This window comes from Bradyrhizobium sp. ORS 285 (genome assembly GCF_900176205.1).
GTDB lineage: Bacteria > Pseudomonadota > Alphaproteobacteria > Rhizobiales > Xanthobacteraceae > Bradyrhizobium.
The window spans coordinates 601,828-616,399 of record NZ_LT859959.1 but is presented as its reverse complement, the minus strand read 5'-3'; the positions used below and the strand labels follow the sequence as shown (position 1 = coordinate 616,399).

General features: G+C 66.1%; 14 protein-coding genes. 7 read left to right on the top strand and 7 right to left on the bottom strand.

All coding sequences use genetic code 11. The features are described 5' to 3' along the window. Positions 1–4 precede the first annotated feature (4 nt). Positions 5–886, bottom strand: coding sequence for a UTP--glucose-1-phosphate uridylyltransferase GalU (galU, locus tag BRAD285_RS02770; RefSeq protein WP_006614634.1), 882 nt, complete (start codon positions 884–886; stop codon positions 5–7). A 218-nt stretch (positions 887–1,104) separates the two neighbouring features. On the opposite strand from galU, the gene BRAD285_RS02765 reads away from it, so the two are divergent. Together BRAD285_RS02765 and BRAD285_RS02760 are read left to right on the top strand one after the other, a co-directional pair. After that, positions 1,105–2,508 (top strand): lytic murein transglycosylase, encoded by a 1,404-nt coding sequence (locus tag BRAD285_RS02765; RefSeq protein WP_006614635.1) that lies wholly within the window; start codon positions 1,105–1,107, stop codon positions 2,506–2,508. 150 nt (positions 2,509–2,658) lie between these two features. Further along, positions 2,659–4,461 carry a DUF459 domain-containing protein gene (locus BRAD285_RS02760; protein ID WP_035648382.1) on the top strand — a complete coding sequence of 601 codons (1,803 nt, stop codon included), beginning with the start codon at positions 2,659–2,661 and terminating at the stop codon, positions 4,459–4,461. Between the two features lie 110 nt (positions 4,462–4,571). Here BRAD285_RS02760 and BRAD285_RS02755 read toward each other — a convergent pair whose 3' ends face one another. The 3 genes from BRAD285_RS02755 to BRAD285_RS02745 form a co-directional block, all read right to left on the bottom strand. Continuing rightward, the gene (locus BRAD285_RS02755; protein WP_006614637.1) at positions 4,572–4,940 is read right to left on the bottom strand and encodes a CsbD family protein; all 369 of its coding nucleotides are present in this window, start codon (positions 4,938–4,940) and stop codon (positions 4,572–4,574) included. Positions 4,941–5,015: 75 nt separating this feature from the next. Then, positions 5,016–5,750 (bottom strand): SDR family NAD(P)-dependent oxidoreductase, encoded by a 735-nt coding sequence (locus BRAD285_RS02750; protein ID WP_006614638.1) that lies wholly within the window; start codon positions 5,748–5,750, stop codon positions 5,016–5,018. A gap of 122 nt (positions 5,751–5,872) precedes the next feature. Then, positions 5,873–7,012, bottom strand: coding sequence for a PQQ-dependent sugar dehydrogenase (locus tag BRAD285_RS02745; protein WP_035648364.1), 1,140 nt, complete (start codon positions 7,010–7,012; stop codon positions 5,873–5,875). Positions 7,013–7,148: 136 nt separating this feature from the next. Here BRAD285_RS02745 and BRAD285_RS02740 point away from each other — a divergent pair, with 136 nt between their 5' ends. Beyond that, positions 7,149–7,928 carry an SDR family NAD(P)-dependent oxidoreductase gene (locus BRAD285_RS02740; RefSeq protein ID WP_006614640.1) on the top strand — a complete coding sequence of 260 codons (780 nt, stop codon included), beginning with the start codon at positions 7,149–7,151 and terminating at the stop codon, positions 7,926–7,928. 135 nt (positions 7,929–8,063) lie between these two features. Beyond that, a complete protein-coding gene (locus BRAD285_RS02735; RefSeq protein WP_006614641.1) occupies positions 8,064–8,951 on the top strand; it encodes a TauD/TfdA family dioxygenase in 888 nt (295 codons plus the stop codon). A 255-nt stretch (positions 8,952–9,206) separates the two neighbouring features. Here BRAD285_RS02735 and BRAD285_RS02730 read toward each other — a convergent pair whose 3' ends face one another. Then, a complete protein-coding gene (locus BRAD285_RS02730) occupies positions 9,207–9,857 on the bottom strand; it encodes a YqgE/AlgH family protein (RefSeq protein ID WP_006614642.1) in 651 nt (216 codons plus the stop codon). Between the two features lie 137 nt (positions 9,858–9,994). On the opposite strand from BRAD285_RS02730, the gene BRAD285_RS02725 reads away from it, so the two are divergent. From BRAD285_RS02725 to BRAD285_RS02715, 3 genes are all read left to right on the top strand, one after another. Continuing rightward, positions 9,995–10,834 carry a protein-disulfide reductase DsbD domain-containing protein gene (locus BRAD285_RS02725; protein WP_006614643.1) on the top strand — a complete coding sequence of 280 codons (840 nt, stop codon included), beginning with the start codon at positions 9,995–9,997 and terminating at the stop codon, positions 10,832–10,834. Positions 10,835–10,928: 94 nt separating this feature from the next. Further along, positions 10,929–12,305 carry a lipopolysaccharide biosynthesis protein gene (locus tag BRAD285_RS02720; RefSeq protein ID WP_006614644.1) on the top strand — a complete coding sequence of 459 codons (1,377 nt, stop codon included), beginning with the start codon at positions 10,929–10,931 and terminating at the stop codon, positions 12,303–12,305. A 175-nt stretch (positions 12,306–12,480) separates the two neighbouring features. Continuing rightward, positions 12,481–13,140, top strand: a complete 660-nt coding sequence (locus tag BRAD285_RS02715) for a L,D-transpeptidase (protein ID WP_006614645.1) — start codon at positions 12,481–12,483, stop codon at positions 13,138–13,140. Between the two features lie 126 nt (positions 13,141–13,266). On the opposite strand, the gene BRAD285_RS02710 is transcribed toward BRAD285_RS02715, so the two are convergent. Together BRAD285_RS02710 and BRAD285_RS02705 are read right to left on the bottom strand one after the other, a co-directional pair. Further along, a complete protein-coding gene (locus BRAD285_RS02710) occupies positions 13,267–13,518 on the bottom strand; it encodes a SemiSWEET transporter (protein ID WP_006614646.1) in 252 nt (83 codons plus the stop codon). A gap of 262 nt (positions 13,519–13,780) precedes the next feature. After that, complete coding sequence (locus BRAD285_RS02705; protein ID WP_006614647.1) at positions 13,781–14,572, bottom strand: 3-hydroxybutyrate dehydrogenase; 792 nt, start codon at positions 14,570–14,572, stop codon at positions 13,781–13,783.

Here is a 14,572-nt window from a genome sequence, read left to right as displayed (position 1 = left end):
GCGATCAGCCCTTGCTCTCGAGATACTTCTTCATGTCCTCGCGCAGGCCGTCGCGCAGGTCGGGCCGCGCCATGGCGAAGGCGATGTTGGCCTTGAGGAAGCCGGACTTCGAGCCGCAATCATGCCGCTCGCCGTCGAAATCCACGCCGTAGAATTTCTGCGTCTTCGAGAGTCCGATCATCGCATCGGTGAGCTGGATCTCGCCGCCGGCGCCGCGCTCCTGGGTCGCCAGGATCTTGAAGATCTCCGGCTGCAGGATGTAGCGGCCGGTGATCGAGAAGTTCGACGGCGCGGTGCCCTTGGCCGGCTTCTCGACCATGCCGTCCACCTCGAAGATCTTGCCGTCGCGCGGGCCTACGCCGCAGATGCCGTATTGATGCGTCTGATCGGCCGGCACCTCCTGCACGGCGAGCACGTTGCTCTTCTCCGGCAGCTTGTTGGCGGCGGCGATCATCTGCGCGAGGCAGCCCGGCGTGTTGAGCACCAGTTCGTCCGGCAGCACCACCGCGAACGGCTCGTCGCCGACGATGTCGCGCGCGCACCACACCGCGTGACCGAGGCCGAGCGGGGCCTGCTGACGGGTGAAGCTGACGGCGCCCGCCTCCGGCTGGTCGCGGGCCAGGATATCCATCTCGGTCTTCTTGCCGCGCGCCGCGAGCGTCGCGTCCAGCTCATACATCCGGTCGAAATGGTCTTCGATCGAGGTCTTGTTGCGGCCGGTGACGAACACGAAATGCTCGATGCCGGCTTCCTTGGCCTCGTCGAAGACGTATTGGATGAGCGGCTTGTCGACGATCGTCAGCATCTCCTTCGGCATCGCCTTGGTGGCGGGAAGGACGCGGGTGCCGAGGCCGGCGACCGGAAAAACGGCTTTGCGGATCTTCATGGGGCCTGATTAAACCTTGTGACGAATGAATGCGAAACCGATCGCATGTTGGTAGCTGGTTTGCAGCCGAGAACAAAGGCGGATGTTGGTCCGGTGTTCCGCTTCGCGGCGACAGAAGGGCTAAATTTCGCTGCGGAAATCCTTAACCTTGTTAATCTCCCGTTAAGCAGGACCGGGCCTCGTGAAGGCTGGTCTTTCCCGGCGATCTGGATCGAGACATGGCGCGACGGAACGGAATCCTGGCAGCTCTGAAAGCCGGCGCCACTGCGGCGGCCGTGGTCACTGTGGTCACGATGGTGTCGGGTTCCGCATCGGCGCAATCCAGCGGCGGACCGCTGAACTTTCTCGACAACCTGTTCACGGGCACCCTGACCAAGGGCAATCCGAGCCCGGGCCAACCGGCGCAAGCCCCCTCCCCCGGCGGCCCGCAGCCCTGGAGCGGCGAGGACGGCGCCTCCGGCCATCCGCTGATGACGGCAGCGGCGATTCGCGAGGCGGCCGGCAATTTCGACGCCTGCGTCGCCGGCATGTGGCCAGATGCCGCACGGCGCAACATCACCCAGGATAATTTCCAGCGATTCACAGCCGGCCTGTCGCCGGACCTGCGCATCATGGACCTGCTCGATGCGCAGCCGGAATTCACCAAGTCGATCTGGGACTATCTCGACATCCTGGTGAACGACAACCGGCTGGCCAAGGGACGCGAGGTGCTGGCGAAGTACAAGGCGCAGTTCGACGCGACCGAGCGTGCCTATGGCGTCGACCGCTACATCATCGCCGCGATCTGGGGCATCGAATCCAACTACTCGACGCAGATCGGCGATCGCAGCGTGCTGCAATCGACCGCGACGCTGGCCTGCATCGGCCGCCGCCAGGCCTATTTCAAGGATGAATTCCTGTCGGCGCTGGAGATCCTCAATCGCGGCGATCTCAGGCCGGAGCAGATGCGCGGCTCCTGGGCCGGCGCATTCGGCCCCACGCAATTCATGCCGACCGCGTTCAAGCGCTTCGCCGTCGATGCCGATGGCGACGGCCGCCGCGACGTCGTCGACAACCCAGCCGACCTGATCGCCTCGACCGCCAACAACCTCAAGAAGGACGGCTGGCAGAGCGGCCAGAGCTGGGGCTACGAGGTCGCGGTGCCCCAGGGCTTCAACTACATGCTGGCCGACCGCGCCAAGAGCATGAGCCTCAGTCAGTGGGAGCAGCTCGGCCTGAAGCGCGCCAATGGCCAGCCGTTCCCGGCGACGACCGAGAAAGCCTATCTGCTGGCCCCGGCGGGCGCGCAGGGTCCAGGCTTCCTGATGCTGCAGAACTTCCGCGTCATCATGAAATACAACCCGGCGGAAGCCTATGCGCTGGCGATCGGCCATTTCGCCGACCGGCTGCGCGGCGCGCCGCCGTTCGTGCAGGCCTGGCCGCGCGAGGAGCGCACTTTGTCACGCGCGGAACGGCTCGAATTGCAGCAATTGCTGGCCGATCGCGGCTTCTACCGCGGAACCCCGGACGGCCAGTTCGGCGGCCAGACCCGCGAGGCGCTGCGGAACTTCCAGGCCTCGATCGGGGCACCGGCGGACGGTTTTGCCACCTCCGACGTGCTGGAACGGCTGCGGGGGCGCTGATCGGCCTCGATCGGGCCGTTCCCGGTAACCTTTCGGGGCGATTGCCGGCGGACATCAACACCATCCGGTGAATGCCCGTTTGCGGCCTGATTCGGGTCCTATTATATGGACTGTCACGATTTCGACGCGCGGCGGCGCGGACGGGTGCGCATGTCAAAGCTGAAGTTCCTTCTCAAGCTGTTGAACGAGCCCGGCCCGGCGGTCGTCTTGGCCGTTGTGATCGCCATGCTGGTTGGGATCACCGGCCCGGCCTCGGCCCAGTTCTTCAACTTCAACCCATTCTCGTCGCCCCCGCCCCGGCCGGGGCCGCAGCGCGGCGGCGGTGGCGGTGGCGGATGGTTCGGCAGCGACTTCTTTGCGCCGTTCCAGCCGCAGCAGCCGAAGCGGGTGCAGCAGGATTATTCCAAGGCGCCGCCACCGGAGAGGCGCGACAATGCCAATGCGCCGGAGCGCTACGTGCTGGTGCTCGGCGACGGCATGGCCGACTGGCTGGCCTATGGCCTCGAGGATGCCTATTCCGAGCAGCCCGACATGGGCATCACGCGCCGGATCAAGACCAACTCCGGCCTAATCAAATACCAGCCCAAGGGTGAGCCGGCTGATTGGGCCGCCGCCGCCAAGGGCATCCTAGCGACTGAGCGGGCCGATGCGATCGTCATCATGCTCGGCCTCAACGACCGTCTCCCGATCCGCGAGCCGGCGGTGGAGAAGACCGACAAGCCCGACGACAAGAAGGCGGACAAGACCAAGAAGGACGCCAAGGCCAAGCCGGGTGAAGCAAAGCCGGCTGACAGCAAGCCGGGCGATCCGAAGTCCGGCGAAGCCAAGACCGATGCCAAGCCCGATGCGAAGGCCGACACGGCCGCCAAGCCGGCCGACAGCGAGCTGCCACAGGACGAGGCCGACAACGACACGCCTGCGGTCGCCGCGCCGGAAAAGACCGCGCGGGCGCCGGGCGCCCTGTACGAATTCCGCGACGAGCGCTGGGTCGAGCTCTATACCAAGAAGATCGAGGAGATGATCGCGGTCGCCAAGAGCAAGGGAGTGCCGGTGCTCTGGGTCGGCCTGCCCGCGGTGCGCGGCCCGAAGGGCACCGCCGACAGCCTGTTCCTCGATTCGCTCTATCGCGACGCCGCCGGCAAGGCTGGCATCACCTATGTCGACGTCTGGGATGGCTTCGTCGACGAAGCCGGCCGCTTCCTGCAGAAGGGTCCGGACTTCGAGGGCCAGATCCGCCAGCTGCGCTCCTATGACGGCGTCTATTTCACCAAACCCGGCGCGCGCAAGCTCGCGCACTATGCCGAGCGCGAGATCAACCGCCTGCTCGCGGCCCGCTCCGCCCCGCTGGAGTTGCCGACCGAGCCGGCGACGCCAGACGCCAATGCGGTGCCTGGTCAGCCCGCGCCACGCCCGGTGGCCGGACCGATCCTGCCGCTGGTGGCGTCATCGGTCGGCACCGACCAACTGCTCGGTGGCCCCGGCTCTCGTCCCGCCGCGGTCGATGCGCTGGCCGCGCGCACCCTGGTCAAGGGCGAGGCGCTCAGCCCGCCGGCCGGGCGCGCCGACGATTTCGTCTGGCCGCGCCGCGAGGTCGGCCGTGAACAGGCCAAGGAGCCGCCGAAGGAGCTGAGCAAGCCGGATACGCCGGTCGCGGCGACGTCACCGGAGCCCGCGCCCGCAAGCCCCGGTCAGCTGCCGCCGCAGCAGCGGCCGAAGCGGCCGACCACCCCGGCTGCACCCGGCCAGACGGCGCCCAGCCAGACGCAGCAGCCGAACCCGAACGGTCAGGCCAATCAGAACGGCATGCGCGACTTCTTCGGCTTCGGCGCGCCGCAGCAGCAACAACAGCCGGCACAGCCGCGCCCCCCGACCGTGCGCAATCCGAATGCGCCGCCGCGGCCGCCAGGATCAGTGGGCCGTTCGGCGGCGGCGCTGGAGGCGCCTGCGCGCTGATCGCGCTTTGAGAACCAACGAGATCTGCTCCATCCATCAACGCCAATCGGCCCGCATTCCCCTGGGGAATGCGGGCCGATTGTCTGTTCAGTCCGAGTCTGCGCGCGGGCTCAGTAGCGCCAGCGCTGCGGCTGCGGCCGGCTCGACGGACGCATCAGCATCGCGAGCATGAAGCCGATGCCGCCGGCCACGAGCAGCGCGCCCATCGGATTGTCCTGCACCCGCTTGGTCAGCGCCTGGGTGCCGTCACGCAGGCTATCGGCGCTGCCACCGAACGTGTCCTTGGCATAGTCCATCGCGGCATCGCCGGCCTCGCGGGCAGCGTCCTTGGCCTGGCCGTACAGGTTCTGCACCACGCCCGAAGCCTCGCGCGCACGACCCGAGGCCTGCGTGCTCTTGTCGCCGGTCATCTCGCCGATGCCGCCCTCGACCTTGCCTGCGACATCCTTCGCCGTACCGGTCAAACGATCCGTATCCATTGCCGCCTCTCCTTGTCTCGCGTTTGCGGGCTTTCCGCTCTGCTAACCGGCTCGGGCGGCGACGGTTCCGGCGAACTACAAAATCAGGCCGCCATCGACGACGAGGGTCTGCCCGATGATGTAGGAGGCCAGCGGCGAGGCGAGGAACAGCGCCGCGCCGGCCATGTCCTGCGGCGTGCCGAGCCGCTTCAGCGGAATGCGCTGCAGGGCGCCTTCGAGACGCTGCGGGTTGGCTGTCGTCACCTTGGTCATCTTGGTATCGACGAGGCCCGGCGCGATGCCGTTGACGCGGATGCCGTCCGCGGCCCACGCCTCAGCCAGCGTTCGCGTCAGCCCCACCGCTCCGGTCTTGGACGCATTGTAGGCGGGATTGCCCATGGTCGAATGATAGGCCGCGGTCGACGACACGATGATCAGCGCGCCCTTGGCCTCGCTCAGCAGGCTGTGAAACTTGGTCGCACAGGCCATCAGGCTGATGAGGTTGACCTCCAGCACCTTGCGGAAGCCGTCCATCGCGAACTCACCGCGCCGATACAGCACCGCGCCCTGCGCCAGCACCAGCACGTCGAGCCGGTCGAAGCGCGGCGCGAACGCCTCGATCGCGGCGGCGTTGCTGACGTCGAGCTGATGATAGTCGAGCCCCTCGAGATCGGAGCCGTCCTCGGCGCGATAATCGGCCGCACTGGCGCGCGTGCCGCAGATCGCGACCCGAGCGCCCTGCGCGCGAAACGCCTGCGCGATGCCGTTGCCGATGCCGCTGGATCCACCGATCACCAGCACCTGCCGCCCTGAGAAATCGAGCGCGTTCATCTCCCTGCTCTCCCCTTGTTGTTTGTTCGCCACGGCTTACGCCACGGGTTTCGCCATGTGTGGAGAGCGGCGGTGGTGCTGTCAACGTGACGGCAGGTCAGCGCGGCGAACGCGACGGGAGCCTACTTCGCCGGCGTCAGCCGCCTGAGCCGGCCCGGCGAGTCGTCCTCGATGATCCAGACCGCGCCATCCGGCGCCACCGCGACATCGCGGATGCGCTCGCCCATATCCCAGCGCTCCGCCTCGTCGGGCTGGCCATCGGCGCGAAACGCCACCCGCACCAGCGCCTGAGCCCGGAGGCCGCCGATCAGCGCCGATCCCTTCCATTGCGGAAACATCGCACCGTCATAGAAGGCGAGACCGGCCGGCGCGATCACCGGATCCCAGTAGAGCAGCGGCGCCGCAAGATCGGGGCGCGTCGCATGGCGCGGAATCGGCGTGCCGTCGTAATTGTCGCCGTTCGAGACCAGCGGCCAGCCGTAGTTCTTGCCCGGCTCGATCAGGTTGAGCTCGTCACCGCCGCGCGGGCCCATCTCGTGCAGCCAGAGCTTGCCGTCCGGCGCGAAGGCGAGGCCATAGGGATTGCGGTGGCCGGTGGTCCAGGTCTGCGCCGGCACGCCCTTGTCCTCGGCCATCGGATTGTCTGATGGCGTCGAGCCGTCGAGATTGAGCCGTAGTACCTTGCCGCGCGCCTGGCGTGGATCCTGTGCGCTGGTCGGCTGCATGCGGTCGCCCACCGTCAGGAACAAATGCGTTCCCTGCGGATCGAACGCGATGATGCCGCCGGGCTGGCCACCGCCTCCCGCCGGCGTCTGACGCCAGATGACGGAGAGATTTGTCAGGCCGGCGCGGCCGTCTGCCAGCGACAAAACGGCACGGGCGAGAGCGAGGCGGCTGCCGTCGGCATTCGGCTCGGTGTAGCTGATGTAGACCTGCGACGACGTCGTGAAGTCCGGCGCAACCGCGATGTCCAGGAGGCCGTTCTGTCCGCGCGCGGCAACCGCGGGAACGTTGCCGACCTCCGTCTTCTGCCCGCTCTGGGTGGCGACGAAGATCCGGCCCGGCTTCTCCGTGATCAGCATCCGCCCATCCGGGAGGAACGCGATCGCCCAGGGCGTGTCGAACTCGGCCACCGTCTTGGCATCGAAGGGCTGAACGGCACTTGCCTTCCGACCGCCGGCGTTGATGCTGTCGGCGCCTGCGGCGTCGGCAGCAAACAATCCCGCAGCCAAAACCAGGCCGATGACTGTCTTGAGCACCATGATCACTCCGGTTCGTTAGTCCATCACGTCAGCAACGTGAACGCGGCCAGGCCAGATCGGTGCTGACCAAATGCGTCTGATTGGTGATAATCGCTGGAGAGCAGCGACGATGTGCATTTTTCCGTGAGCCGCAAATATGCATGAACATCGACAACTCAGTCGAACGGTCCGGGGATCGACCGTGCTGATCACGGGTGCGGCCTCCGGGATGGGCCGCGCGACCGCGCGGGTGTTCGCCGATGATGGCGCGCGGGTGGCCGTCACGGATATCGACGAGAGCGGCGCGCACGCTGTCGCCGCCGAGATCGCAGCATCCGGCGGAACTGCCCGCGCCTGGCGGCTCGACCTGACGGATCCCCAGGCGATCAGCACCGTCGTGAACGAGGCCGCGGCGCATTTCGATGGCCTCGACATCATCGTCAACAATGCCGGCATCTCGGTGCGCCTGGCAATCGACGACGAGGCCTATGACGAATCCTGGGCGAAGGGCATCGCCGTGATGCTGACAGCGCAGCAGCGCGTCATCCGCGCCGCGCTGCCGCATCTGCGCCGGTCGAACAGCCCGCGCATCGTGAACATCGCCTCGACCGAGGCGCTCGGCGCCACTGCGCTGCACAGCGCCTATTCGGCGGCGAAAGCGGGCGTGACCGGCCTGACGCGCTCGCTCGCCGTCGAGCTCGGACGCGACAGCATCACCGTCAATTGCATCTGCCCCGGGCCGATCACGACCGCGATGACCGCGCGCATTCCCGACGAGCAGAAGGCGATCTACGCCAGGCGCCGCACCGCGCTCGGACGCTATGGCGATCCGGAGGAAGTGGCGCACATCACCTTGAGCCTGTGCCTGCCGGCCGCGTCGTTCATCACCGGCGCCGTGATCCCTGTCGACGGCGGGCTGATGGCGCGCAATGCGTGATGTCTGCCGGGCGGGCATGACAGCCGTGCGCGTCGCCCTCCGCGCTTCGCGTTGACTTCGCAGCGCGCGGGCGTAGCCTCTCGGATCAGAAGCGGGCACGAGTCCGCCATGATGAGGACACGCAAGGAGGACGCCATGGCAATCGCCATCCGGCAGCTTCATCCCCATTTCGTCGGCGAAGTCTCAGGCATCGACCTGCGCAAGCCTCTTGCGCGCGACGAGGTCGCAGAGCTGCAGGCCGCGATCGATCGCTACGCGGTGCTGGTGGTCCATGATCAGGACATCACCGACGAGCAGCAGCTCGCTTTCGCGCTGAACTTCGGCGAGCGCGAGCAGGCGCGCGGCGGCACGGTGACCAAGAAGGAGGATTATCGCCTCACCACCGGACTGAACGACGTGTCCAATCTCGGCAAGGACGGCAAGCCGCTGCCGCCGGATCACCGCACGCATCTGTTCAATCTCGGCAACTGCCTGTGGCATTCCGACAGCTCGTTCCGCCCGATCCCGGCGAAGTACTCGATTCTCTCGGCGCGCATCGTCAATCCGAAGGGCGGCAACACCGAGTTCGCCGACATGCGCGCCGCCTATGATGCGCTGGATCAGGACACCAAGGCCGAGATCGACAATCTCGTTTGCGAACATTCGCTGATGTATTCACGCGGCTCGCTCGGCTTCCTCGACTACACCGAGGAGGAAAAGGCGATGTTCAAGCCGGTGCTGCAGCGCCTGGTGCGAACGCATCCCGCGCACGGCCGCAAGTCGCTGTATCTGTCGTCGCATGCCGGCGCCGTCGTCGGCATGAGCATGCCCGAAGGACGTTTGCTGATGCGCGACCTCACCGAGCACGCCACCCAGCCCGAGTTCGTCTATGTGCACAAATGGCGGCTGCACGATCTGATCATGTGGGACAATCGCCAGACCATGCACCGCGTCCGCCGCTACGATCAGTCGCAGCCCCGCGACATGCGCCGCGCGACGGTGGCCGGCACCGAGTCGACCGTGGCGCAGCAGGCGGCGGAGTAGCTTCCACCGCGGCTATCAGCAGAGGCCGTCATTGCGAGGAGCGAAGCGACGAAGCAATCCAGAGTCTCCGCGGGGACTCTGCTATTTCGAGCATCATGGAGAGATGTTTGTAGGTCGAGCTCAACAACACCGGTGTCGTCCCGGCCCCCGAGCCGGGACGACCCGGGGGTACGACCGAGTTTTCGCAACCTTGCTGCGATCTTGCAAAATCTTGCTGCGATCTCGGAAGGGCAGCAGGAGCAGAAACGCTGCCGCTTAAGCATGCCCTGCGGCGTTGGACAGCATGCCCGGATCGATGCCGATCTTGCGCAGCGCGAGGTCGTATTTGTTCTCGACATTGTCGCCGAAGATCAGGTCCGGATCGGCGTCGCAATGCAGCCAGCCATTGTCCTGGATCTCCTCCTCGAGCTGGCCGGCGCGCCAGCCGGCATAGCCGAGCGCGAGGATGGCGTGCTTCGGACCATTGCCCTTGGCGATCGCCTTGAGAATGTCGATGGTCGTCGTCAGGCAGACGCCATCATTGATCTTCAACGTGGCATTGGCGATGAAGTAGTCGCTCGAATGCAGCACGAAGCCGCGGCCGGTATCGACCGGGCCGCCGCTCAGCACCTTCATGGTTTCGGCGCTGTCGGGCAGGCTGATCTGATTGCCCTTCTCGATGATATTGAGTTGCATCAGGAGCTGCGGGAAATCGATGCTGCCCGCCGGGCGGTTCACCATGATACCCATGGCGCCCTCGGCCGAGTGCGCGCACAGATAAATCACGGATCGCTCGAAGCGGGAATCGCCCATCACTGGCATCGCAACCAGCAGCTGGCCGTCGAGGTAGCCGCCGTGAGAGGCGTGATCGCCGATCCCCGTTACCTTGCGGCGAATGTCGCCCAGCCTTTTTGCTTCAGGATTCATCCGCGAGGACTCTCATGATCGTTGATATCCTGATATTGGGATGCGCATCTGTCAATCAAGGTTCAGGTCCCCGCGACGAAATCCGCCTCACAAGCAATTCAATGGTTTGCGCCTGAACAGCACTCTAAAGACGTCTCATGTCCGCCTTGGTTCCTCATCACTCCGCCACACTGTTCGCCGTCGCCCTCATATCGTCCTGCCTCGTGTCCGGCGCACGGGCGCAGGACTCCTCGCCCTGGCAGCGTGACAGCCACTCCGCAGTGCGCCTGCTCGCGGGCTCGCGCAGTGGGCCGGTGATGCTCGGCGGCATCGCGTTTCAGCTGCAGCCGGGATGGAAGACCTATTGGCGCACGCCCGGCGATTCCGGCGTGCCGCCGCGGTTCGACTTTTCCAAGTCGGAGAACGTCGAAGCGGTGACGGTTCTATGGCCGGCGCCGACCAAATTCGACGACGGCGCCGGCGGCCATTCGCTCGGCTATCACGACCAGGTCGTGCTGCCGCTGCGCATCGTCGCCAAGAGCGTCGACAAGCCGGTGACCTTGCGCGCCGACATCAGCTACGCGGTCTGCGAGAAGATCTGCATCCCGGTGGACGCGAAGGCCGAGCTCGCCTTCACCAGCGTCGCCAGCACCGAGGACACCGCGCTGTCGGCGGCGCTCGACACGGTGCCGAAGCCGGTCAATGTCGGCGACGGCAATCCGCTGACGATCCGCGACGTCAAGCGCGACGGCAAGAAGGACGTCATCGTCGATGTCGCCGTTGCCGATCCGCACGGCGTGCACCTCTATGTCGAGGGGCCGACGCCGGACTGGGCGCTGCCGATCCCGACCGCACGCGACAGCGGCACGCCCGGCATCAAGCGCTTCGCGTTCGAGCTCGACGGCGTACCGCCCGGCGTCAAGCCGGACGGCGCGGCGCTGAAGCTCACGGTCGTCGGACCGGACAAAGCCTACGAGTTCAACGTCAACCTGCCGTGACGCCGTCACTTAGCGCCTGTCCAACCGATTCTTAACGATGCGTTGATAGGAGAGGATCCTCAGCCGCGATCCGCGCGGCCGTGGAGCCTCTGCCGTGGCCGTGATCGACGCCCGCAACGACACGACATCGACGCGCCTCGCAGCGCGGCTGAAGGCGCGCCTGGCCGCGCTCGGCGGCAGCGGCGAGGCCTCGCTGACGCGGCGGCTGGCCGGCACCATCTTCCTCATCCGCGTGCTCAGCGCCGGGCTCGCTTATCTCAGCCAGATCCTGCTCGCGCGCTGGATGGGCGGCTCGGATTACGGCACCTACGTCTATGTCTGGACCTGGGTGCTGCTGCTCGGCAGCATGCTGGATTTCGGCATTGCGTCGTCGGCGCAGAAGATCATCCCGGACTACCGCACGTCGGGCCAGCCCGCGCTGCTGCGCGGCTTCCTCTCCGGCGGCCGCTGGCTGACGCTCGCGACCTCCACCATCGCCGCGCTGCTTCTCGCCGGCCTGATCGCCCTGCTCTCGCCGTGGATCGATGCAAGCGAGCGCATGCCGCTTTATATCGGCTGTCTGACGCTGCCGGCCTTCGTCGTCGCCAACACCCAGGACGGCATCGCGCGCTCGCACGACTGGATGAGCCTCGGCCTGATGCCGCAATTCATCATCCGGCAATCCCTGATCATCGGCTTCACCGCCGGCGCCTTCGTGCTCGGCTTCGATCTCGGCGCCACCGCCGCGATGGCGGCGAGCGCCGCCGCGGTGTGGATCGCGATGCTGGGCCAGATGCTGGTACTGAACCGCAGGCTCGATCGTCACATCGAGAGCGGACCGAAGCAGTACGACGTCCGGGGCTGGCTCGCGATCTCGCTGCCGATCCTGCTGGTCGAGAGCTTCTATCTGCTGCTGTCCTACACCGACGTGCTGGTGCTGCAGCAGTTCCGCTCCTCCGAAGAGGTCGGTATCTACTTTGCCGTGGTGAAGACGCTGGCGCTTGTCTCGTTCATTCACTACGCGATGTCGGCGACGACGGCGCATCGCTTCGCCGAATATCATGCGCTCGGCGACAAGGCGCGGCTGTCGGCCTATGTCGCCTACGCGATCAAATGGACGTTCTGGCCCTCGCTCGCCGCGACGCTGGTGCTGCTCGCGCTCGGCAAGCCGCTGCTCTGGCTGTTCGGCGCACAGTTCACCGCGGGCTACGACATCATGTTCATCGCAGCCATCGGCCTCGTGGTGCGCGCGGCGATCGGCCCGGTCGAGCGGCTCCTGAACATGCTCGGCCAGCAGCGCGCCTGCGCGATGGCGTATGCCGCCGCGTTCGTGATGAACCTCGTGCTGTGCATCATGCTGGTGCCGCATTTCGGCGGCCATGGCGCCGCTGCCGCCACCTCGCTGTCCCTGGTGTTCGAAACCGTGCTGCTGTTTCGCATCGTCAAGCAGCGGCTCGGACTGCATGTCCTCGCCTTCGGCAAGGCACGTTGAGGGAGCCATGTTGACGCATCTGTTGCGTCATCTTGTCCTCGCCTTGACGGAACTGAGAGCAGCGCACGCCCCGATCCTCTCGCGCGCGCCGATCACGCAAGTGTTGGGTGCAACGCCATGATATTGGCGCGATCCTCCGGGCACATGATTTGACCGTGCGCTGGGGGAGAATGAAATGTCGAGACTGGGGGTCGCGCTATCGCTGGCCGCAACGTTCATGCTGGCCGGCTGCATGGAAGCGACGCTGTCGCCGACGACGGATGCCGCCCTGACGCCGCGCGACCGCCAGCTGCTGGCCCGCGCGCCTTATGCCGAAGCGCAGATCCCGCAGCAGTTCCAGCGTCACATTGTCGAGTACACCAGGCAGGAACAGCCGGGCACCATCGTCGTCGATACCGATGCGCGCCTGCTCTACTACGTCCTGCCCGACCGCAAGGCGATCCGCTATGGCGTGGCCGTCGGCGAGGAGGCGATGGCGTTCTCCGGCGTCGCGACCGTCGGCAAGCTCGCCGAGTGGCCGGACTGGGTTCCCACGGCCGATATCCAGGCGCGCCTCGGGCCCTATCCGAAGCGCGTCGCCGGTGGCCCGGCCAATCCGCTCGGCGCCCGCGCGATCTATCTCTACGAAGGCAACAAGGACACGCTGTACCGCATCCACGGCACCAACCAGCCCGAATATATCGGCCAGGCGATCTCGTCGGGCTGCATCCGCATGACCAACACCGACGTCGCCGATCTCTACAGCCACGTCCAGCTCGGCTCGACCGTGGTCGTGCTGCCGCCGGGCCAGAGCGTCGCGTCGACCAACACCAACATCTTCGCGCGCCGCAGCTGATCGCTGCTCAGGCGCCGAGCGCGCCTAAAGCGCGATGAGATCGGGTTGAATCGTCATCGCGCTTCAGGTTGTTGGTTTGCGCATGATCTTTTCGGAAAACCGCTACGCACTTTTCCGGATCATGCTTTAGCCGTAGCGCAGCTTCAGGCCGAGGATCGCCGCGACCAGGCCGAGCGTGATGGCATTGGCGACCACCAGCGGCAGGTCGCTGATCAGCGCGCCGTAGAGCAGCCACATCGAATTGCCGGTGGTCTGCAGCACGAACATGCCCATCGAGATGTCATGGGTCGAGCGCGACCGCCAGGCCTTGATGACCTGCGGCAGGAACGAGCATGTGGTGCAGGTGGCGGCGCCGAGGCCGATGATCGTGGTCAGCAAGATGAAAGTCCGTGCGCTGGTCGTGGAAACGCACGCTTGTAGAATGGCGCGCGCCGAAGCGAAACCCGCTCCGGCGCAAAATTGATCCTTTGCGTGAGACGGATAGCCTCCAACCCCACCCTTGGTCATTCCCCGCGAAGACGGGGAATCCAGTACGCCGCGGCCTCTCGATCGATCACGGCCGTCTCTGGAATACTGCATCGCCCGGTCAAGCCGGGCGATGACGGTGTGGATGAAACAGGCTCCGCCCCATCAAACAAGGTTACGCGGCAGTCCAGCCGCCATCGATCGACAGGTTGGTGCCGGTGATCTGCGCCGCCTCGTCGCTGCACAGGAACAGCGCCAGTGCTGCGACCTGGTCGACCGTCACGAACTCCTTCGTGGGCTGGGCCGCGAGCAGAACGTCGTTGATGACCTGCTCCTTGGTGAGATTGCGCGCCTTCATCGTGTCGGGAATCTGCTTCTCCACCAGCGGCGTCCAGACATAGCCGGGCGAGATGCAGTTGCAGGTGATCTTGAAGGTCGCAAGCTCCAGCGCCACCGTCTTGGTCAGGCCCGCGATGCCGTGCTTGGCCGACACATAGGCCGACTTGAACGGCGAGGCGACCAGTGAGTGAGCGGAGGCTGTGTTGATGATGCGGCCCCAGCCGCGCTTCTTCATGCCAGGCACGGCCGCGTGAATGCCGTAGAACGCCGAGGAGAGATTGATCGCGATGATCTGCTCCCACTTCTCCGGCGGAAAATCCTCGACCGGCGAGACGAACTGGATGCCGGCATTGTTGACGAGAATGTCGACGCTGCCGAACGTGCTCTCGCCGAGCGCGATCATGCCGGCGATCTCGGCTGGCTTGGTCATGTCGGCGGGCGAGTGCACCGCCTTGACCTTGAACTCGCTCTCGATCGCGGCGCGCTCCTTCTCGATGTCGGCGGCCGCGCCGAAGCCGTTGATCACGATGTTCGCGCCCGCGCTGGCGAAGCCGCGCGCAATCGCGAGTCCGATGCCGCTGGTCGAGCCGGTGACCACCGCGGTCTTGCCCTTCAGATTCGTCGTCAT

Excerpts from the sequence above, each read along its gene's own strand:
- BRAD285_RS02730 (WP_006614642.1), bottom strand. The coding sequence starts at position 9,857 with ATGAATCCTGAAGCAAAAAGGCTGGGCGACATTCGCCGCAAGGTAACG.
- BRAD285_RS02755 (WP_006614637.1), bottom strand. The coding sequence starts at position 4,940 with ATGGATACGGATCGTTTGACCGGTACGGCGAAGGATGTCGCAGGCAAG.
- BRAD285_RS02725 (WP_006614643.1), top strand. The coding sequence starts at position 9,995 with ATGTCCGCCTTGGTTCCTCATCACTCCGCCACACTGTTCGCCGTCGCC.
- BRAD285_RS02750 (WP_006614638.1), bottom strand. The coding sequence starts at position 5,750 with ATGAACGCGCTCGATTTCTCAGGGCGGCAGGTGCTGGTGATCGGTGGA.
- BRAD285_RS02760 (WP_035648382.1), top strand. The coding sequence starts at position 2,659 with ATGTCAAAGCTGAAGTTCCTTCTCAAGCTGTTGAACGAGCCCGGCCCG.
- BRAD285_RS02740 (WP_006614640.1), top strand. The coding sequence starts at position 7,149 with ATGCATGAACATCGACAACTCAGTCGAACGGTCCGGGGATCGACCGTG.
- BRAD285_RS02715 (WP_006614645.1), top strand. The coding sequence starts at position 12,481 with ATGTCGAGACTGGGGGTCGCGCTATCGCTGGCCGCAACGTTCATGCTG.
- BRAD285_RS02705 (WP_006614647.1), bottom strand. The coding sequence starts at position 14,572 with ATGACGACGAATCTGAAGGGCAAGACCGCGGTGGTCACCGGCTCGACC.
- BRAD285_RS02745 (WP_035648364.1), bottom strand. The coding sequence starts at position 7,012 with ATGGTGCTCAAGACAGTCATCGGCCTGGTTTTGGCTGCGGGATTGTTT.
- galU (WP_006614634.1), bottom strand. The coding sequence starts at position 886 with ATGAAGATCCGCAAAGCCGTTTTTCCGGTCGCCGGCCTCGGCACCCGC.
- BRAD285_RS02765 (WP_006614635.1), top strand. The coding sequence starts at position 1,105 with ATGGCGCGACGGAACGGAATCCTGGCAGCTCTGAAAGCCGGCGCCACT.
- BRAD285_RS02735 (WP_006614641.1), top strand. The coding sequence starts at position 8,064 with ATGGCAATCGCCATCCGGCAGCTTCATCCCCATTTCGTCGGCGAAGTC.